Annotated in this window: 18 protein-coding genes, 1 tRNA gene and 1 pseudogene; 11 read left to right on the forward strand and 9 right to left on the reverse strand. The window is 40.9% G+C overall.

Translation table 11 applies throughout. The annotated features are described in order from the left end of the window. A pseudogene (locus tag J2S23_RS05880) lies at positions 1 to 165 on the forward strand (IS30 family transposase); the annotation flags it as partial. Between the two features lie 187 nt (positions 166 to 352). Here J2S23_RS05880 and J2S23_RS05885 read toward each other — a convergent pair. The 4 genes from J2S23_RS05885 to J2S23_RS05900 form a co-directional block, all read right to left on the reverse strand. Beyond that, a complete protein-coding gene (locus J2S23_RS05885) occupies positions 353 to 838 on the reverse strand; it encodes a GNAT family N-acetyltransferase (protein ID WP_307121825.1) in 486 nt (161 codons plus the stop codon). Positions 839 to 1,082: 244 nt separating this feature from the next. Then, positions 1,083 to 1,154: transfer RNA gene (locus J2S23_RS05890), tRNA-Arg, on the reverse strand. A 233-nt stretch (positions 1,155 to 1,387) separates the two neighbouring features. Beyond that, positions 1,388 to 2,203, reverse strand: a complete 816-nt coding sequence (locus tag J2S23_RS05895; protein ID WP_307121826.1) for an ABC transporter substrate-binding protein — start codon at positions 2,201 to 2,203, stop codon at positions 1,388 to 1,390. A gap of 83 nt (positions 2,204 to 2,286) precedes the next feature. Continuing rightward, on the reverse strand, positions 2,287 to 3,402 hold the full coding sequence (locus J2S23_RS05900; RefSeq protein WP_307121827.1) for an aminotransferase: 1,116 nt from the start codon (positions 3,400 to 3,402) through the stop codon (positions 2,287 to 2,289). A gap of 184 nt (positions 3,403 to 3,586) precedes the next feature. Here J2S23_RS05900 and J2S23_RS05905 point away from each other — a divergent pair, with 184 nt between their 5' ends. Both J2S23_RS05905 and J2S23_RS05910 read left to right on the forward strand, forming a co-directional pair. Beyond that, positions 3,587 to 4,831 carry a threonine/serine exporter family protein gene (locus J2S23_RS05905; protein WP_307121828.1) on the forward strand — a complete coding sequence of 415 codons (1,245 nt, stop codon included), beginning with the start codon at positions 3,587 to 3,589 and terminating at the stop codon, positions 4,829 to 4,831. Between the two features lie 76 nt (positions 4,832 to 4,907). Next, the gene (locus J2S23_RS05910; protein ID WP_307121829.1) at positions 4,908 to 6,449 is read left to right on the forward strand and encodes a BCCT family transporter; all 1,542 of its coding nucleotides are present in this window, start codon (positions 4,908 to 4,910) and stop codon (positions 6,447 to 6,449) included. Between the two features lie 105 nt (positions 6,450 to 6,554). On the opposite strand, the gene J2S23_RS05915 is transcribed toward J2S23_RS05910, so the two are convergent. Further along, positions 6,555 to 7,106 (reverse strand): sugar O-acetyltransferase, encoded by a 552-nt coding sequence (locus J2S23_RS05915; RefSeq protein WP_307121830.1) that lies wholly within the window; start codon positions 7,104 to 7,106, stop codon positions 6,555 to 6,557. 126 nt (positions 7,107 to 7,232) lie between these two features. On the opposite strand from J2S23_RS05915, the gene J2S23_RS05920 reads away from it, so the two are divergent. The 5 genes from J2S23_RS05920 (at position 7,233) to J2S23_RS05940 (ending at position 11,895) form a co-directional block, all read left to right on the forward strand. Continuing rightward, positions 7,233 to 8,108 (forward strand): LysR family transcriptional regulator, encoded by an 876-nt coding sequence (locus tag J2S23_RS05920; RefSeq protein ID WP_307121831.1) that lies wholly within the window; start codon positions 7,233 to 7,235, stop codon positions 8,106 to 8,108. A 102-nt stretch (positions 8,109 to 8,210) separates the two neighbouring features. Further along, on the forward strand, positions 8,211 to 9,446 hold the full coding sequence (locus tag J2S23_RS05925; RefSeq protein WP_307121832.1) for an aminopeptidase: 1,236 nt from the start codon (positions 8,211 to 8,213) through the stop codon (positions 9,444 to 9,446). A 503-nt stretch (positions 9,447 to 9,949) separates the two neighbouring features. Continuing rightward, a complete protein-coding gene (locus J2S23_RS05930) occupies positions 9,950 to 10,525 on the forward strand; it encodes a beta-class carbonic anhydrase (protein ID WP_307121833.1) in 576 nt (191 codons plus the stop codon). Between the two features lie 3 nt (positions 10,526 to 10,528). Then, positions 10,529 to 11,164, forward strand: a complete 636-nt coding sequence (locus tag J2S23_RS05935; RefSeq protein ID WP_307121834.1) for an MBL fold metallo-hydrolase — start codon at positions 10,529 to 10,531, stop codon at positions 11,162 to 11,164. Next, positions 11,152 to 11,895 carry an alpha/beta hydrolase gene (locus J2S23_RS05940; protein ID WP_307121835.1) on the forward strand — a complete coding sequence of 248 codons (744 nt, stop codon included), beginning with the start codon at positions 11,152 to 11,154 and terminating at the stop codon, positions 11,893 to 11,895. The genes J2S23_RS05935 and J2S23_RS05940 overlap by 13 nt, the downstream gene beginning before the upstream one ends. Before the next feature lie 39 nt (positions 11,896 to 11,934). Here the strand turns inward: J2S23_RS05940 and ftsX are convergent, their stop codons facing one another. The 4 genes from ftsX to queG form a co-directional block, all read right to left on the reverse strand. Next, entirely contained in the window at positions 11,935 to 12,864 is a 930-nt protein-coding gene (gene ftsX, locus J2S23_RS05945; protein WP_307121836.1) for a permease-like cell division protein FtsX, read from the reverse strand. Then, on the reverse strand, positions 12,857 to 13,549 hold the full coding sequence (gene ftsE, locus J2S23_RS05950; protein ID WP_307121837.1) for a cell division ATP-binding protein FtsE: 693 nt from the start codon (positions 13,547 to 13,549) through the stop codon (positions 12,857 to 12,859). Before ftsE ends, ftsX begins: the two co-directional genes overlap by 8 nt. Positions 13,550 to 13,629: 80 nt before the next feature. Next, positions 13,630 to 14,725, reverse strand: a protein-coding gene (gene prfB / locus J2S23_RS05955) for a peptide chain release factor 2 (RefSeq protein WP_307121838.1) whose coding sequence is annotated in 2 segments (ribosomal slippage) — positions 13,630 to 14,652 and positions 14,654 to 14,725 — 1,095 coding nt in all. Because the reading frame shifts where the segments join, the coding sequence is not laid out codon by codon here. 33 nt (positions 14,726 to 14,758) lie between these two features. Continuing rightward, entirely contained in the window at positions 14,759 to 15,880 is a 1,122-nt protein-coding gene (queG, locus tag J2S23_RS05960; protein WP_307121839.1) for a tRNA epoxyqueuosine(34) reductase QueG, read from the reverse strand. A gap of 129 nt (positions 15,881 to 16,009) precedes the next feature. Here queG and J2S23_RS05965 point away from each other — a divergent pair, with 129 nt between their 5' ends. The 3 genes from J2S23_RS05965 (at position 16,010) to trhA (ending at position 18,038) form a co-directional block, all read left to right on the forward strand. Then, positions 16,010 to 16,873 (forward strand): metallophosphoesterase, encoded by an 864-nt coding sequence (locus J2S23_RS05965; protein ID WP_307121840.1) that lies wholly within the window; start codon positions 16,010 to 16,012, stop codon positions 16,871 to 16,873. 66 nt (positions 16,874 to 16,939) lie between these two features. Then, positions 16,940 to 17,404: a DUF1836 domain-containing protein gene (locus J2S23_RS05970; RefSeq protein WP_307121841.1), complete on the forward strand. Its 465-nt coding sequence runs from the start codon at positions 16,940 to 16,942 to the stop codon at positions 17,402 to 17,404. Further along, positions 17,391 to 18,038: a PAQR family membrane homeostasis protein TrhA gene (trhA, locus tag J2S23_RS05975; protein ID WP_307121842.1), complete on the forward strand. Its 648-nt coding sequence runs from the start codon at positions 17,391 to 17,393 to the stop codon at positions 18,036 to 18,038. The genes J2S23_RS05970 and trhA overlap by 14 nt, the downstream gene beginning before the upstream one ends. Positions 18,039 to 18,081: the final 43 nt, after the last annotated feature.

Here is an 18,081-nt window from a genome sequence, read left to right on the forward strand (position 1 = left end):
AGAGGGACCAATGAGAACCATAATCGGCTCATTAGACGATGGTTGCCTAAAGGAACTAAGAAAACGACCCAGAAACAGGTCGCTTTCATCGAAAATTGGATCAATCATTATCCTAAGAAAATACTGAACTATTTGTCTCCTGCACAGTTTCTTAAAAATGGCTAACTTCTACTTGAAATTTAGCTAAGGGAGTGGGACAGCCTCAAAAAGTTAGTTCCATTTCATTTTGTGAGAGGATAATGAGTATGAAACAGGTTTTAAATGAGTATTTTCTTTGTCCGCTACAGATGACCTCAGGGAAAAGTATTGACCGTATCATCTTTTTTGATAAACTCAGCTGAAACACTATCTCCTATCGTGACTGATTTCTGCTTTTTACCATAATCTTTAGTTTCCCTTTTTTTCCTTCAAAATCTCTTTTTACGGTCACAAATCCTAAATTTTTATATGCTTTTTGAGCTAGTGAATTTTGTTCGTTGACAGTCAATACAATATGGTTAATCTCTAGTTTTAAACTGGAATCAATGAAGTCAAATATTCCAGGCAGGGCATTAGAGGCGTATCCTTGATTTCTCAAGGTATCGTCGATAGAGAAGCCCCTTATAAGCACATAATCACTTTGATAATAACTGTACTCTTTGGAACCAGTGTTTATGTGTAGGCAAAAAAAGCCGTCTAGCTCGCTGTTTTTATAAAGAATCACTATTGGGTATCTAGTGTTATCTTTTTGAGACATTTTAATAATATTTTTTGGGGTATCAGTATGTGTCGTATCATTTAACGAATATGGTCTTAAAGAACTCTCGTGTTCACGTTCACTATATAAAGATAACTTCATCCAAATTAATTTTTTTCTTTGTGTAAGACAGATAACTGTATGAGGCTCTGAGATGTCTACTTTTATTAGAACATGTATTTCAAGGATGGCTGATGTTCTCAGAAAGTAGAATCAGACTAAGTTGATTACTTGGTCATCACCCATCACATATGAAAAACAACCACAAGCCCTCATTAGGTGTATAATTCTAGAGAGGGCTTTGTGGTTGATGATTTATTGGCTAAACTGCCGAGGGACAAATTAATCCACTCTGAGGGAATCGAACCCCCATCTCAAGAACCGGAATCTTGCGTGATATCCATTACACTAAGAGTGGCAACTACTATAGTCTATCAGAATTAGTGCTTTTTGACAAGGGAAACCGATGAGAATTTGTTTCCTTCGCTGGCTATTTCATTCAAAGGCATATCCTGTTATAGGTCGATCTTGTTTTAAGTCAGGTCATGCGTTTTGCCCTAATCACTATACTTTCTAACCCTTTCGTTTTTTACAACCAATTTGATAAGGATTAAAGACCACTCCTTGTTTTCCAAAAAGTGGCCTTCCTCATTATTCGACAACTGTTAATTGATTAGCTTTATCAAGATAGGTCTGGTACTCTCCAGATTCTTTTAACTCTGCAATCACTTCATCGACCGCTTGTTTCAAGGCGGTACTGCCCTTTGCCATGGCAACAGCCTTGGCATCTCCATCTTCGACTTTGAGAGAAACCTTAGCAATGGCTAAGTCTGGGTTTTGAGCAACATATCCCTCGGCAACAGGTCCCTCTAAATCAACAGCATCAGCTTTACCAGTTTTCAGTTCATTAATTGCAGTTCCCATATTAGGCAAAGCCACTATATGACTGTCTGCTAATTGTTCCTTAGCTAGTCTCTCCTCAATGGATCCTTTCAAGACGTTGATATTCTTGCCCTTGAAGTCTTCAAGACTGGTGTATTGATCAAGGTCTTCAGCTCTAATCAAAATAGCATTTTCAGTTTCATAATAGGACTCGGAAAAATCAAAGGTCTTGGCTCTCTCTTCCGTATAAGAAAGACCTGAAATGGCCAAATCAGCTTTACCTGATTGAACGCTTGAAAGAACGTTATCAAAACTCATGGTTGAAATCTCTAAAGTCACGCCCAATTTGTCTGCAATCTTCTGAGCTAAATCAATGTCAGCACCAACGACTTCATTCTTACCATCAATAAGGCTTTGAAACTCAAAGGGTGGGTAATCAGGACTTACTGCAACAACCAACTTCCCTGAATCCTTAATATCTGATAAGGAGGTATCCTCGTTGTTATTAGAACTGCCAGAACAAGCGGCTAAACCGAAAACAGCAAGCAAACTGAGGCTCATTAAACTTATTTTTTTTAGAAACATTTTGGTTTCTCCTTTTTTATATTTTCTTTTGATTATTTTGATTATATTGAGCGAATAAAGGGTTTCGTTTCCCCTTATGCTCTCTAGTGTTTTGCAATAAAGTCTGAAAGCCTGCTCAATCCCTCTTTGAGGACATCTTCCTGACAACAGTAGCCGATACGTATGTAGCCTTCATATCCAAAGCGATTTCCAGGAACAACTAGAACGCCTGTTTCTTCCAGTAATTGACAGCAAAATTCCTCTATCGGCATTGGAACATCCAAACGAACAAAACTAGTTGACACAAAGGCTGGACCTGATAAAGCTGCTTTCGGTTCACTCTCGACCCAATGTTTTAAAATAGCCAGATTATTGCTGAGCAGTTGACGATTCCGCTCCAGTAAAGCAGCACGATTTTTTAAAGCATAGGTAGCAGTAAAATCATCAAAGACACCTGCACAAATTAAGGTGTAATCACGATAATGGCGGAGGATATCAGTCATTTCTTGACTGGCTACCACCCATCCGACTCGAACTCCCGGTATAGAGTAGGTTTTTGATAGACTATCTGTTGAAATGCCCTTCTCATAGAGATCACAGATGGCTTCATACTCTATTTCATCGGTAAGGGGATGGTAAACCTCATCAGATAGAATATATGCTCCTACCGAACGAGCGACCGCAACTAGCTCTGTGAGAAATGCTTTATCCATGACAGCTCCAGTTGGATTGTTGGCATTGTTGATGCAGATCATCTTCGTGTTAGGCCGGATCATCCCTTTTAATTCTTCAAGATCTGGCAACCAATCGTTCTCCTCCCGGGCAACCCAAAACTCCACATCACATCCTAAAGATTTAGGAATATCGTAGAGTTGCTGATAACTAGGATAGAGAGAAATGACATGGTCCCCTGCTTCTAGCAGAGCATAAAGAACAAGAAAATTAGCACCCGTCGCACCATTGGTCTGGAGGATGTTGTGAGGGGACTGCTGCTTGTATAATTGGCTAACAACCTCCTTAAATTCTGGAGAGCCTTCAATCCAGCCGTAATCCATCTTTTTCCTAACCAACTGGTCAAAGAAGTTTTCTCGTGATAACGGTCCCAGAGCAATGATTTCTTCTATGGTCAGGGAAGCAATCGAAACGCCAGCAATGTCATATATGGCCGACTTTTCATGCTGATTTAACCATTCTTCAACACCAAAAACAGGCAGTTGCATAGGGTTCCTTTCCAAATGTAGTTGTTTATTTATACAATTCTATGATATTTTTATTCATTTGTAAAGTTAAAAGGCAGGAAGAATTTTTTAAAGAGATTTCAAAATTAAAAAGAAACTGGAAAAAACAATTGTCAAACGTAACAATACCTTTTATAATAGATGATGACAGAAAGGTTTCTTTTTAATGAAAAAAATAACGAAATACTCTGAAATGGATTTGGTCCTACTAGCGGGCAAAATTCTTTTAGAAAGTGGCGCAGAGATATACCGTGTCGAGGAAACAATGCTACGAATTGCCAATGCCCTCGGATTAGAACAGTTTGACAGCTATGTGGTTAACCGTGCAATTATTGTTTCTGCTTTGAATGCTAAAGGTCTTTCCGAATCTCGGACATCAACTGTTCCAGAAACTAATATTAATCTTGGGCGACTTGAAGCTGTTAATACCTTCTCACGTAAACTTTCTCAAAACGATAACCATGATCTGACAGAGCTTTATCAGGACCTTAAAGATATTGAAAATTCTCGTTTCCATAACGATTGGCAAGTTATCTTGGGTTATTTTTTTGGGGCTGGTGGATTTTCCCTAGCCTTGGGCAGTACAGCCACAGATTCTCTGGCATCAGCGATAACAGGAGCTCTACTCGGTTGGCTTTTTCAAGTTATTAGCCCATATATTCAAACACGCTTTATACTCAATATTTTTGGTGCTACTGCAGTTGCATTGATTGCCAACATTCTTTATTTTTGGGGGTTAGGTCAACACCGCAGTTTAATCATCTTAGGAGCTTTAATGGTCATGATTCCAGGAGCCTTCTTTGTCAATGCCATACGCGAATTTTCACAAAATAATTACTTTACAGGCTTGTCGTTAACCATGTCTGCTCTTCTAACCTGTAGTTCGATTTCTGCAGGGGTCGCTGTCAGTATCGCTGTTTTACCTTTTGCTGAGCAAATGACTAGTAGTTTTGTTATTGACCAATTAACATGGCCACAACTGATTATCCAGATCATTGCTGCAGGAATTGGTACTGTTGCCTTTTCTATTCTTTATCAAACACCAAAAAGGCACTTTGTTGATTTAGGCATTTTAGGAGGCCTAACCTGGGGTATTTATAGACTCCTCTGGCACTATTTTCAAATGGAGGCTCTAGCGGTTTTTGTTCCCGCACTGATCGTGGCCTTTTTATCTCGAATACTGGCTAGGAAAAGACGAGCACCGGCTACGATTTTCCTGGCAACTAGTATGTTCCCACTTATTCCCGGTCTAAGTTTTTATCGAGCTGTTTATTTCTTTATAACAGGCTCCGATCATTTAGCTATTGACCATATTCAAAGTAGTTTTATCACTGCTTTTACCATAGCTATTGCTATAGCAATCGTTCAGCAAATGGGTTTGAAACGGTTTATTGCAAGGAATATCAAATAAGACTTTATTTACGCCTTTCTGTTTTTTCAGGAAGGTCTTTAAATTATGTTATAATAGAAGGCAGAAAGGAAATGTCATGTCAAAAAAAATTACAAAAGTTTTCCGCTTTTCTGCGGCAATTACACTTATTTTGGTCATTTTAGGCCTAGCTGTCCCCAAATCATTCCAGGTTTATAGCGGACAATTACGGCAAAGCATTACTGACAATTTTGGATGGCTTTATCTTTTGCTTGTTACTGGTATCCTCATTTTCTGTGTTTTCTTAATCGCAAGTCCTATAGGACAAATAAGGCTAGGACATCCAAACTCTAAACCGGAACACAGTACGCTCTCTTGGATTGCTATGATGTTTTCTGCTGGAATGGGAATAGGTCTCGTCTTCTATGGTGCAGCTGAGCCCCTAAGCCATTACGCCATTTCCACACCTAGTGCACCACTTGTCTCTTCTCAGGCATTAGCAGATGCTTTTCGATTCACCTTTTTCCACTGGGGGTTTCATGCTTGGGCTGTCTATGCCTTAGTGGCACTCACTTTGGCTTATTTTGGTTTTCGGAAACAAGAAAAATACTTGCTCTCTGTCAGTTTAAAACCGATTCTGGGGGAAAAGGCAGAAGGCTGGATTGCGACCCTCATAGATACAATAACGATTATCGCAACGGTGATCGGTGTTGCCACAACCTTGGGATTTGGCGCTGCTCAAATCAACGGGGGACTTTCTCAGGTCTTCGGCATACCTAATAATAGTGTTGTTCAAATTGTTATTATTCTTATTACAACAGCTTTATTTATTGTTTCTGCTTTATCCGGCTTGGGAAAAGGGGTTAAAATTTTATCTAATTTAAATTTAATCCTGGCACTTGCACTTCTAGCTTTGGCTATTATTCTAGGACCAACTGTTCAAATATTTAATACCTTGACAGATAGTATTGGACTTTATCTGCAAAATTTCTTCCAAATGAGTTTTAGAGCTGCTGCTTTTGATGGTTCAAAACGAGAGTGGATCAATACTTGGACAATTTTTTATTGGGCTTGGTGGATTTCTTGGTCACCATTTGTCGGTGTCTTTATCGCCCGCATTTCAAAAGGACGTACCATCCGTGAGTTTCTTTCTGTTGTCCTTCTCGTTCCAAGTACTCTCAGCTTTGTCTGGTTTTCTGCCTTTGGAACCCTATCTACTCACCTGCAAACCATCGGGATTGATTTAACTGGATTTTATACAGAAGAGTTATTGTTTGCTGCCTTTGAACATTACCCACTCGGTATTCTCTTATCTATCGTTGCTATCTTCCTGATTTTCAGTTTCTTTATTACATCAGCAGACTCGGCAACTTATGTCTTAGCCATGCTTTCTGAAGATGGTAAACTCAACCCATCAAACCGTATTAAAATTATATGGGGGGTTAGCCTAGCTGTCATTGCCATTACACTCCTTCTCTCGGGAGGTTTGACAGCCCTGCAAAATGTGCTGATAACAGTCGCTTTGCCCTTCTCATTCGTCCTTATTCTAGTAACCGTTTCACTCTTAAAAGAGCTCTTGCATGAAAAGGATAAAATGGGATTAAGCATCACACCAGATCGCTATCCCAAAAAGGACCAACCGTTCAAGTCCTATGAATAAAATGGCATCAAAAAGAAACTTGGAACAAAGATTGATCCAAGTTTCTTTTTATGTGTTGGTCTCATAAACTATTGGTTATTTTAAATAGTCGTATGATGCATAAGCTCAAATGGATTTGATGACCCTAGCTGGGATACCTGCTACAATGGTGTTTTCTGGAACGTCTTTGGTAACGACAGCACCAGCACTGACGATAGCATTCTCACCAATTGTTATGCCTGGTAAAATGGTGGCCCCTGCTCCAATCCAGGCATTTTTCTTAATGTGAACAGGCTTTAGGATAACACCTCGACGATCTTTTGGATCTGTCGGGTGATTAACAGTTGTGATTTTAACAAAAGGAGCTATCAGCACATCATCCTCAATCGTGATCCCTCCTAAATCAACAAACATGACACCAGTATTGATAAAAACATTTTTTCCTAGACTAATATGAGATCCAAAATCAGTGTAAAAAGGTAAACTTATGGACACCGAATCATCCAGATTTTGTCCCGTCAGTGCTTTAAAGGCAGCCTCAACCTCATCAGTACTGGCTGTAGGCGTTTGCAGGATTTTCTGATATGGGCGATTGTGGGCAACTTGTTCATGTATAGCTTTAAATACGGTTTGTTCTTTACGGATAACAGTGTCAACAGGATAGGGATTCTTAAACATCGTTTTCTCCTTAGATGGTTTGACTTTATTGTACGCGATTTAATGATAAATCTCCAACAGTTATTAATTTTAATTTACAATCGTTTTTAGTTATAGTAAAATGAAAAAAACGACGAGGTACAGACAATGATTGAAACCCGTTTATTTCACTATTTTTTAGCCATTGAAAGGGCTGGTAATTTTACACGCGCTGCTGATCAGCTGTTTATCAGTCAATCTACCTTATCAAAGCAGATGCAGGATCTGGAAGTGCAGCTAGGTAAACAGCTCTTTATCCGTGGCAAGCGTCAGGTAACCCTGACTGAAGAGGGACAATTTTTTAAGGAAAAAGCCCAAGAAATTCTTCAGCTGGTGGAGCAAACAGAAATAACCCTTAAACAGGCCGATAATATCCTTGCAGGCGACCTCTTTATTGGCGCCGCTGAAGTGCCTTCAATGGAAAGCATAGCTCAACAACTAGCCACCCTGCAAAAGGAGCACTCTCAACTGCATATCCATATTCACAGTGGAGATGCTGATCAGATTCTCCAGCGTATCAAAACTGGTGTAGTCGATGTAGGGCTCTTACTCAACCCTCCTATGCTAACAGAGCTAAACTATCACAAACTTCCATTTACCCACCCTTTTGGTCTTTTTGTGCCCAAGGATCATCCTCTGGCGGATGAAGAGGCCGTTCGTCCTGAACTACTGAGAGATCTTCCTCTCATCACCTCCCAACAATTTATGAAAGACCCTCATCGCATTGAATACTTCGGCCCTTTAGGAAGTCAGTTAAAGATTGTGGCCACCTATAACCTGATTTATAATGCTGTTTTTTTAGCTAAAACAGGCATAGGCCTCTTAATGGGGTTAGAAAATATGCTAGACTTAACAAATTCAAACCTTGTTTTCAAACCCTTTTCGCCCGCCATTACAACAGATCTTTATTTAGTCACAAAAAAATACCAGCAACACTCTCCAGCAGTTAATGCTCTTATTCAAGTCTTAGAATCTATTTCTTAACCCCAAAGTTAAAAGAATCGTTTCATTCTGAAAATCGCTAATCTTTATGCTAAAATAGTAACTATATTATTTGAATCGGGTTTTACCCAAAAAGGAGAATTTATGTCACAACTAGATGCGCGATTACGCAAATATGCTCAAGTTATTACTCAGGTAGGTGCTAATGTCCAACCTGGTCAACGGGTATGGATTAACTGTAGCACAGATTCACTCCCTCTGACACGCTTAGTCGTTGAAGAAGCCTACAAACTCGGTGCCTCTGATGTTCATGTTAAACTAACCGATGATGCGATGACACGCCTTCACGCAGAGTACCAAACAACAGAATATTACTCTGAACTGCCACAACACATCATCGATGAGATGAACTTCTACCTAGATGACAATGTGGTTCTGATTCGAATCAACTCATCTGCCCCAGATCTTTTAGCCGGAATTGACTCTGAAAAATTGGCTGCAGCAGCCAAGGTTGCTGGTGAGAAAATGACTTACTACCGCTCCCGCGTCATGTCAGATAAGAACGCTTGGACCATCGCTGCCTATCCTTCTCCAGCCTGGGCTAAGCTGGTCTTCCCTGAAGAAACAGATGAAGATACTGCTGTTGCTAAGCTATTAGATGCCATGCTTGAAGCAACACGGATTAAAGTTGAAGATCCTGTTAAAGAATGGCAAGAGCACCGCGATCGCTTGACAGAAAAAGCGACTCATCTTAACAATAGACATTATAAAGCCCTTCACTACACTGCTGACGGTACTGATTTAACCATTGAACTGCCTAAAACTCACCTTTGGGTAGCTGCTGGCGGGCGCAATGAAAAAGGGACGTCATTCGTACCAAACATGCCAACTGAAGAAGTCTTTACCGCAGCTGAAAAAACAGGTGTCAATGGCTATGTGTCCAATAAAAAGCCACTTTCCTATCAAGGGAACATTATCGATGGTTTCAAACTTCATTTCAAAGATGGTGCTGTCGTTGATTTCGAATGTGAGCAAGGCTATGATGTGTTGAAAAACTTGATCGAGATGGACGAAGGATCTCGCTTCTTAGGGGAAGTTGCCCTTGTTCCACATGACTCTCCTATTTCAAACTCAGGACTTCTCTTCTTCAACACCCTATACGATGAGAACGCAGCGAACCACGTTGCCCTTGGTGCCGCATACCCAACCAATATTGAAGGCGGTGGTGACATGACACCTGAAGAAATCGCAGCAGCAGGCATTAACCAATCTGCGGCCCATGTTGATTTTATGATTGGCTGTGCTGACATGAACATTGATGGTATTCTTGAAGACGGCACGCGTGAACCAGTCTTCCGTGATGGGAATTGGGCGTTTTAAATTGTTAACTCGGAATGGTGCTAAAGCACCTATTCCGAGAACGGCAATCGCTATCGGCGAATTGCCTAAACACTTCACTAGTTACTTCAAAGCCTTATCATCGAAGGTTTTGAAGTAACGTCGTAATTGCTCAGCCAATATACAGGAGCTTTGACTAGACGACTCAATAGTTATTATCCAATCTTATTGTCGAAGATTGGATAATAACGTCGTAACTCGATACAACTGTGCCATGCACCTATTCCGAGAATGGCAATCGCTATCGGCGAATTGCCTAAACACTTCACTCGTTTCTTAAAACCTTAAAATCGAAGATTTTTAAGAAACGTCGCTTTTGCCAACCATTATGTTAATACTAGTTAGTTTAGACAACTTCCCTAGGTAATACTCTATTTTATTTTCGAAGATTTTAAGTAGGAATTGTCTAAAATGCTGTCTCAACAATGGATTGATGATTGAGGAAGTCACTATTGCTTCCTCTTTTTGAAAAAAAGGAGGATTTCATGTCGTTATTGTCTGATATACTGACCTTTAATAAAGAATTTGTGGCCAATCAGGCCTACTTGCCCTATCAAACGGAAAGTAAATTTCCTGAAAAAAATGTGGTCATGGTTACCTGTATGGATGCCCGCTTGGTGGAACTATCACAAAAGTCTCTCAACCTATCTAATGGCGATGTCAAAGTCATTAAAAATGCTGGGGCAGTTATAAGCCATCCATTTGGCTCGGTCATGAGAAGTTTAATCGTAGCTGTTTACGAACTTAAAGCAGACGAGATTATTATTATGGGCCATAAGGATTGTGGCATGAGTCAGGTTGACACCACTTCTATCGCCCAACACATGATTGAGCGTGGGGTTAGTGAAAAAGACCTTAAGATGTTGCAGTATGCAGGCGTTAATCTTGATAGTTGGCTTAATGGGTTTGAGGATGTTTTTGAATCTGTTTCCCATGATGTGAGTATGGTTCAAAATCACCCCCTTCTACCCAAAGATGTTCCTGTCCACGGATTGGTCATCAACCCTGAGACAGGCGCCCTCTCACTTGTTGTTGATGGTTACGAAACACTGAAAGGATGATGTATGAATATCATTAAAATTGTTAACCAAGTTGCTGGTGAAAATACTTACATTTTAGAGAATGACAGTCATTTAATGGTTATTGACCCAGGTAGCAATCGTGAGAAAATACAGGAAAAAATCTACCAATTGCAAAAACCTGTTTCAGCTATTCTTTTGACCCATACTCATTATGACCATATTCTGAGTCTTGATGCGATCTATGATACCTTTGGACAACCAACGGTCTATGTCGCTGCTGAAGAAATGGATTGGCTGACGAATCCAGAACTAAACCTTTCTGGCTTGCCACGGCACGACGATATGGAAAATCTGATTATTGAAGCACCTGCTGAAAGCTTTATCCTCCATAAACCTTATCAGCTTGATGGTTTTGAGTTTACTGTAGTTCCAACACCTGGTCATTCGATCGGTGGGGTCTCCTTTATTTTTAACAAAGAGGAGTGTGTCATCACTGGAGATGCCCTTTTCAAGGAAAGCATCGGACGTACTGATCTCTACACAGGGAACCTTTCTCAACTTAAAGAAGGCATTATCACGCATCTTTTCAGTCTTCCTAAGCATTATACGGTCTATCCTGGTCACGGGCAAAATACAACAATAGCACATGAGAAAACGTTCAACCCATGGTTCCATTAAAACGCAAACATCAAAAAAGACGCCTTATCACCTTTCTGGTACTTGCTGTGCCCATCCTCTTAGCGGGAGGTTGGCTTAGATTAAAGACTTATAAAGCTGATCCATCTTCGCAACAAGCGGTGTCACTTGCTCAACAGCAGACAAGCAGTTATTACTATTTTGAACCAACAGTTCAACACGGCCACGAGTCTTCTTCCCCCCTCATTATCTATGGTGGAGGACTTGTTGAAACTGAAGCCTATGCTTATTTAGCAGCGTCATTAGCTGAGCAAGGATCTTCTGTCTATCTCTTGAAAAGTCCTGTCAATCTTCCTATTCTCAATCAAAACCAAGCCCTTTCAATCATCGAGCAAAAGGATTTGCAAAAGGTCTATTTAATAGGGCATTCCTTAGGAGGTGTCGCAGCAAGCACTGCTACTTCATCTAATAGCGAAATTGATGGGCTGATTCTCCTAGCTAGCTACCCTAGTCAGAAAACCGATTTGAGCCAATCTAAGCTCAGTGTTCTCTCAATCACTGCTGAAAACGACCGAGTCCTCGATTGGGGGGCATATGACCAGGCGAAAGAACGATTACCACAAAATACGCAATATGTGACCATTCCAGGCGGTAATCATAGTGGCTTTGGTCTCTATGGTCAGCAAGAGGGTGATGGGCAGAGTACTTTGACTTCTCTCCAACAGCAAGAAAAACTGATTACTATCATTAAGACTTTTCTTGAAACTCTTTAAAAACAAAAAAACGACCCAAATGTCGTTTTTTTGTTTGGCTTAAATTTTCAGGTAACGTCTCATGGATAATACTGAGCCTAATGAACCAATGATAATCCCTATGATAAATAAGGCAATAATCATCCCTGGGACAAAATAAACAGGATCAATCATGGAAAGATTTTGAGGAATCAAGCTTGGGTTAAATCCTTTATAGGCGACATCGTAGCCAAAGTATACGAGAAGCGCTGGAACAATTGCTCCAAGAAGTCCTACCCAACCACCTTCCAAAAGGAATGGACCACGGATATAAGAATTTTTCGCTCCTACTAGTCGCATAATTTGGATTTCACGGCTTCGAGAAATGATGGTAATACGAACAGTATTCGAAATCAAGAAGACAGCTGTAAATAAGAGAAGAACAGTTGCTACCAACCCCCATATACGGACGTTTTTAGCTAATTTAAAGAGATTTTCTGTATTGACACCGCCGTACTCGACTTTGGCAACACCATTGATTTTTTCAATCTGACCAGCTATATCTTTAACGTATTCTGGAGAAGTTGTATCAACCACATAGGTGTCGTAAAGCGGATTTGCATCCCCCTCTAACAAACCCCATATCTCTCCCATTTTTTGTTTTAGCAATTCTAATTGATCATCTTTGCTTGAAAAGGTAATACTCTCAATATTTTCCATTTCAGCAATCTGATCATAGACAATGTGGTAACTGTCATTTGCAACAGTTTCTCCCATGTCATTAACTTTAGTCTCCTGGTTATCTGTCGAATCAACCCTCAAGAAAACATTGATACGTACATTGTTTTCAATATCAGTTGCGATTTTGGCCGTATTTAAAATAACAGACGCAAAAATCCCAACCAATGTGAGTGTAATCGTCACAGAAGAGATGGCAGCAATTGTCATCCATCCGTTACGTTTGAGGCTCAAAATCGACTCCCAGAGATGACGGAAGAATCTTCTAATCATTATAACCGTACTCTCCTTCTGCTTCGTCTCGAACAACTCGTCCATTTTCAATGGCGATCACACGATGACGAAGGGTATTTACAATTTGGCTGTTATGAGTTGCCATTAAAACCGTAGTGCCTTGCAAGTTGATACGCTCCAGAAGGTTCATAACCTCCCAAGAGTTTTCTGGGTCTAAGTTCCCAGTTGGCTCGTCAGCAATCAAAACTTTTGGACTATTTGCAATGGCACGCGCAATGGCAATCCGTTGTTGCTCACCACCTGATAATTCATTAGGAAAGGCACGCACTTTGTGCTTCAATCCAACCAGATCAAGAACTTCCATAACACGTTTTTTAATCACATGAGGGCGTTCTCCAATTACTTGCATAGCATAAGCAATGTTTTCATACACTGTCTTACGCGGTAAAAGCTTATAGTCTTGAAAGACTACACCGACAGATCGTCTTAAATAAGGAATTTCTTTTTTCTTAATTTTTAAGAGATCAAAACCTGCCACTTTTAAACGACCTTTATCAACTTTTACCTCACGGTAAAGGCTACGAATAAAAGTGGACTTGCCAGCACCAGAAGGCCCAACAATATAGGCAAACTCTCCTGGTTCAATACTGACACTTACTCCTCTAAGGGCTGTAGTTCCGTTATCATATTTTTTGACAACGTCACGCATTTCTATAATTCCCATGGTATGCTATAGCTGCTAAAGCAGCTCCTTTCTTGATAGTATCTCCAAAAACACATGTTATGAAAAGTGTTTAAGGAATATCAGCTGATACGCCATTTAAGATAGGCATCGATAAAGCCATCGATATCCCCATCCATGACTTTATCCACTTGAGCGACTTCAAAATTATTCCTGTGATCTTTAACCATGGTATATGGTGTAAAAACATAGGAACGAATTTGACTTCCCCATGTAATTTCTTTTTTATCTCCTTTGAGTGAGTCCACCTCGGCTGCTTTTTTCTCCTGCTCTAACTGATAAAGTTTAGCTTGGAGCATTTTCATAGCCCGATCACGGTTCCCATACTGGGTCCGGTCAACCGTAGACTGCGTGACAATCCCTGTCGGGATGTGGGTTAAGCGTACACCGGTTGAAACCTTGTTGACGTTCTGACCACCAGCACCACCTGAACGGAAGGTGTCCATTTTCACTTCGTCATCGCGAATCTCAACTTCAATAGTATCGTCTAATTCTGGCATCACTTCCACAGACGCAAAGGACGTGTGACGGCGTTTGGCAGAATCAAAAGGTGAAATCCGGACTAGACGGTGAACCCCCATCTCAGATTTCAAAAGACCGTAGGCATTTGGTCCTGTGAAACTCAAGGTCACCGACTTGATACCGGCTTCATCTCCAGCTTGATAGTCCATGACTTCAACACCAAAGCCTTTGGCATTACCAAACCGTTGGTACATGCGAAAGAGCATATCTCCCCAATCCTGGGCTTCTGTCCCACCAGAACCTGGATGGATTTCCAAGATAGCATTGTTGTGATCATAGGGTTCACTCAAGAGCAGGGTCATTTCGTAGCTAGTCAGCATCTGATCCAGCTCAGCTAAATGAGCAGTTATATCGTCTCTCAGACTGTCATCCTCAGCCAACATCTCCAAGTAAAGCTCACTCTCCTCATGCAATTCATCCATCTTGTGGAAGTTTTCATAAGTCGCTTTAAGCTCGTTCAACTCTTGAGAGGTTTTCTGAGCTGCAATGTTATCATTCCAAAAGTCAGGTTCCGTCATCTTGTTTTCCAAGATGGCGATGTCTTCTTCCAGGCGATCTAAGTCAAAGAGACCCCCTGAATGAAGCTAATTTGGCACGGTTGTCATCAATTTTTTGTCTGATTTCAGCAGTATCCATAAGTCCTCCATTCTACTCTATCTCGCTATTATATCACACCTGCGCGTATTTTGCCAAGAAGGCACTTCTCTCCGCTTGGATGTCAGGGTGCTCACTGTCGATATCTGCCACCATCTGGATCATGGCTTCATTTGGCTGCTTAGCCAGTTCGCCCAGAGCCCAGATAGCCGTCGCAACATGGATATCGTTTTGCCCTTTGTCGATGATTTCAAGGATTTTGGGAATGGCAGAGCGGTCATTGGCATTAGCAAGAGCAATGATAGCATTGCGCTGGAGAATATTTTTCCCCCGCCAAGAACCCGCAATATGCCCAAACTTTGTCTTAAACTGGCCGTTAGAGAGCTCCAAAAAAGGAATCAACTCCGGATGGGCCAATTCTGGATCAATCTCTGTTGCCAAGGGATTGTTGATCCCCTTGTTATAGGGACAACAAATTTGACAGATGTCACAGCCATAGATGACGGTCTTAATTTTCTTGCGAAACTCAAGGTCCATCATGCCCTTATCCTGGGTTTGAAAGCTGAGGCAACGCCGAGCATTCATGGTCCCATCCCCGATCAAGCAAGAGGTCGGACAGGCATCCAAACAGCGCGTACAGTCCCCACAATCATAATCAACCGGCTGATCTGGTGCAATCTCTAGATTGGTAATCAACTCACCCAAAAACATATAGGACCCAAATTCCTTGGAAATGACCAAGCCATTTTTGCCGATAAAACCAATCCCAGCCCGTCTAGCCACTGCCGTATCAACCAGAGCTCCGGTATCGACCATGCCCTTGTACTCAAAGTCAGCGGTCAAGGCTTCAATGCCACGCGCCAGCTTGTCCAGCTTTTCCTTCAGAACGTGGTGGTAATCCAGTCCCCAAGAGTTGGGCGTGAACTTCCCCCGCTTGTAATGCGACTTGGGTGGATTAACAGGTAGCTTGTGCGGATAGGCAACCGCAATCGAGATAATGGTTTTGGCGGACGCCAAAGAGAGGCGCGGTTGAATCCGCTCCTCGATGTTTTTATGCTCAAAGCCAGAATTTCGTCCCTCTTCGACCGAAGCTCGAAGGGACTTCTCCAGATAAGCGAAATCATCCGCCGTCGTAAAGCCAATCTTGGAAATCCCAATTTCCTGACTGAGCTCAATAATTTTTTCCTTGAGATCCATAGATTTATTTTAGCAGAATTTAGAAAAAAAGGAAATAAAGTGGAAAATTTGAGCAAGGAAATCCTTCTAAACTTTCTCTCGTAACTATCGGAAATCTCTTTATCATTATTTTTTTGTTATAATGGTTCTATGACAAAACTAGTTATTATGAGTGATTTGCACATTGATGTAAACGATTTTGGAGATTTTGAGTACAACACCTTGATCTCCCTTTTAAAGGAAAAGGAAATTAGCCATCTTCACTTGGCTGGTGATATTTCCAATGACCTTGAAGATGTTACCAAGCCTTTTTTAGAAAAACTCTCCCAGCATGTCCATCTGACCTATAATTTAGGTAATCACGACATGTTGGGGCTTGATGAAAAGACCATCCAAGCACAAGATGGTCAAATCCTAGAACTACCCGGCCGGTCTCTCATCCATCTTGCAGGCTGGTATGATTATGGCTTTAACACGACCAAAACTGACGAGGAACACCTGACTAGCAAGAATTTCTATTGGTTTGACCGTAAATTAGATAGACCTTTGTCCGATCCTGAGATCACCAAGGACAGCCTCGATAAGTTGGAAAGACTGCTCTTAGTTGCGAAACAGCCTGCGATTGTAGCCATGCATTTTGTACCACATCAGTCCTTTATCCCAGACCATCCTTACTTTCAGCGTTTCAATGCCTTTCTAGGCAGCCCTCGTTTCCATAATCTCTTTGTCCAACGACAGGTCACTGATGTTGTCTTTGGCCATCTCCACCACCGCCACGATCGGGTGATTGGTGGGGTTCGATACCAGGCCAGACCTTTGGGGTACAAGCGCGAGTGGCAGATGATTCGCCAGTTCCTAAAACAACATCCTCATCTGGTGACAGGTCCTAATTATGAGCTTGCTAAGCGGTACAGAGATGTCAAAGACAAACCAGAATTTCAGGAATTTTACCAAAAATACCTAAAAAAAGAATTGTCTGACGCGCTAATTCGTTATGATTTGTCAGAAATATAATATTAATCATTGATTTATTTTTTGAAATATTATACAATCTAGTTATCAAAACTAGATAAAGGATTTATGAAAATGACTTCTCTCCCTTATTGGAAGGAATTGCCTACAATAGATCTCTATTTGGACCAGGTTTTGCTCTATGTCAATGAGCTAATGGCAATAGCTTATGAAACAAGCCTGCAAAAACCCTTAACAGCCTCGATGATTAATAATTATGTAAAACATGGCTATGTTCAAAAACCCTTCAAAAAAAAATACGGTAAACATCAAATCGGCCAATTAGTCGTCATCTCACTCTTAAAAGAAGTCTTTAGTATTCAAGAATTAACCGCTATGCTTCAAAATCTTTCTAAAGATTATGATGCCGAATACTTGTACGATGCCTTTATTCACTGTTTTGACAAAACATGTCATCCTGAAGAACGTCCCTGTCCTCAAGTTATCTCACTGGCTTGTCAAACAGTAACCCTTTACCATCAAACGACTGCTCAAATGCTACTCTTGGAAGGACAACATCATGAATCAAAATAAATTAAGCCGACAATTATCCTTTGGAGAAGAGGTTGCGAATAGTGTGACCCACGCTATTGGATCCCTAGCAATGCTTATTCTGCTACCTATATCAGCTACTTATGCTTATCTGCATTATGATTTAAAAGCTGTCGTCGGCATGTCAATATTTGTCATCAGTCTCTTTCTCATGTTTCTATCATCAACTATCTATCATACCATGGGTTATGGCACCCCACAAAAGTATATCTGTCGGCTCATTGATCACAGCATGATATATGTTGCTATAGCAGGTTCCTACACGCCTGTCGCCCTCTCTCTGGTTGAAGGATGGTTGGGGTATTTAATCATTTTCATTCAGTGGGGAATTACCTTATTTGGTATTTTTTATAAAATTTTTGTTAAAACGATCAATGAGCGCTTTAGCCTGGCCCTCTACCTCATTATGGGTTGGTTGATTATCTTTATCGTGCCTGCTGTTCTCCAAAAAGCAGATCCAACTTTTAGCCTCCTCATGTTGTTTGGAGGGATTGCCTATACTATTGGAGCCATCTTTTATGCTAGAAAAAGACCCTACTCCCACATGATTTGGCATTTGTTTATTCTCTTGGCCTCCGTTTTACAATATATCGCTATCGTGTTCTTCATGATATAGCTTTATTCCAAAAGTGTATGAAACAGGGTAACTCCAGCACCTC

This window comes from Streptococcus moroccensis, assembly GCF_030812835.1.
GTDB lineage: Bacteria > Bacillota > Bacilli > Lactobacillales > Streptococcaceae > Streptococcus > Streptococcus moroccensis.

Bases quoted from the DNA above. Each gene is read 5' to 3' on its own strand.
- J2S23_RS05920 (WP_307121831.1), top strand. From the start codon at position 7,233: ATGATTGAAACCCGTTTATTTCACTATTTTTTAGCCATTGAAAGGGCT.
- ftsX (WP_307121836.1), bottom strand. From the start codon at position 12,864: ATGATTAGAAGATTCTTCCGTCATCTCTGGGAGTCGATTTTGAGCCTC.
- J2S23_RS05940 (WP_307121835.1), top strand. From the start codon at position 11,152: ATGGTTCCATTAAAACGCAAACATCAAAAAAGACGCCTTATCACCTTT.
- J2S23_RS05970 (WP_307121841.1), top strand. From the start codon at position 16,940: ATGAAAATGACTTCTCTCCCTTATTGGAAGGAATTGCCTACAATAGAT.
- J2S23_RS05895 (WP_307121826.1), bottom strand. From the start codon at position 2,203: ATGTTTCTAAAAAAAATAAGTTTAATGAGCCTCAGTTTGCTTGCTGTT.
- J2S23_RS05915 (WP_307121830.1), bottom strand. From the start codon at position 7,106: ATGTTTAAGAATCCCTATCCTGTTGACACTGTTATCCGTAAAGAACAA.
- J2S23_RS05900 (WP_307121827.1), bottom strand. From the start codon at position 3,402: ATGCAACTGCCTGTTTTTGGTGTTGAAGAATGGTTAAATCAGCATGAA.
- queG (WP_307121839.1), bottom strand. From the start codon at position 15,880: ATGGATCTCAAGGAAAAAATTATTGAGCTCAGTCAGGAAATTGGGATT.
- ftsE (WP_307121837.1), bottom strand. From the start codon at position 13,549: ATGGGAATTATAGAAATGCGTGACGTTGTCAAAAAATATGATAACGGA.
- J2S23_RS05905 (WP_307121828.1), top strand. From the start codon at position 3,587: ATGAAAAAAATAACGAAATACTCTGAAATGGATTTGGTCCTACTAGCG.
- trhA (WP_307121842.1), top strand. From the start codon at position 17,391: ATGAATCAAAATAAATTAAGCCGACAATTATCCTTTGGAGAAGAGGTT.
- J2S23_RS05935 (WP_307121834.1), top strand. From the start codon at position 10,529: ATGAATATCATTAAAATTGTTAACCAAGTTGCTGGTGAAAATACTTAC.
- J2S23_RS05885 (WP_307121825.1), bottom strand. From the start codon at position 838: ATGAAGTTATCTTTATATAGTGAACGTGAACACGAGAGTTCTTTAAGA.
- J2S23_RS05910 (WP_307121829.1), top strand. From the start codon at position 4,908: ATGTCAAAAAAAATTACAAAAGTTTTCCGCTTTTCTGCGGCAATTACA.
- J2S23_RS05965 (WP_307121840.1), top strand. From the start codon at position 16,010: ATGACAAAACTAGTTATTATGAGTGATTTGCACATTGATGTAAACGAT.
- J2S23_RS05930 (WP_307121833.1), top strand. From the start codon at position 9,950: ATGTCGTTATTGTCTGATATACTGACCTTTAATAAAGAATTTGTGGCC.
- J2S23_RS05925 (WP_307121832.1), top strand. From the start codon at position 8,211: ATGTCACAACTAGATGCGCGATTACGCAAATATGCTCAAGTTATTACT.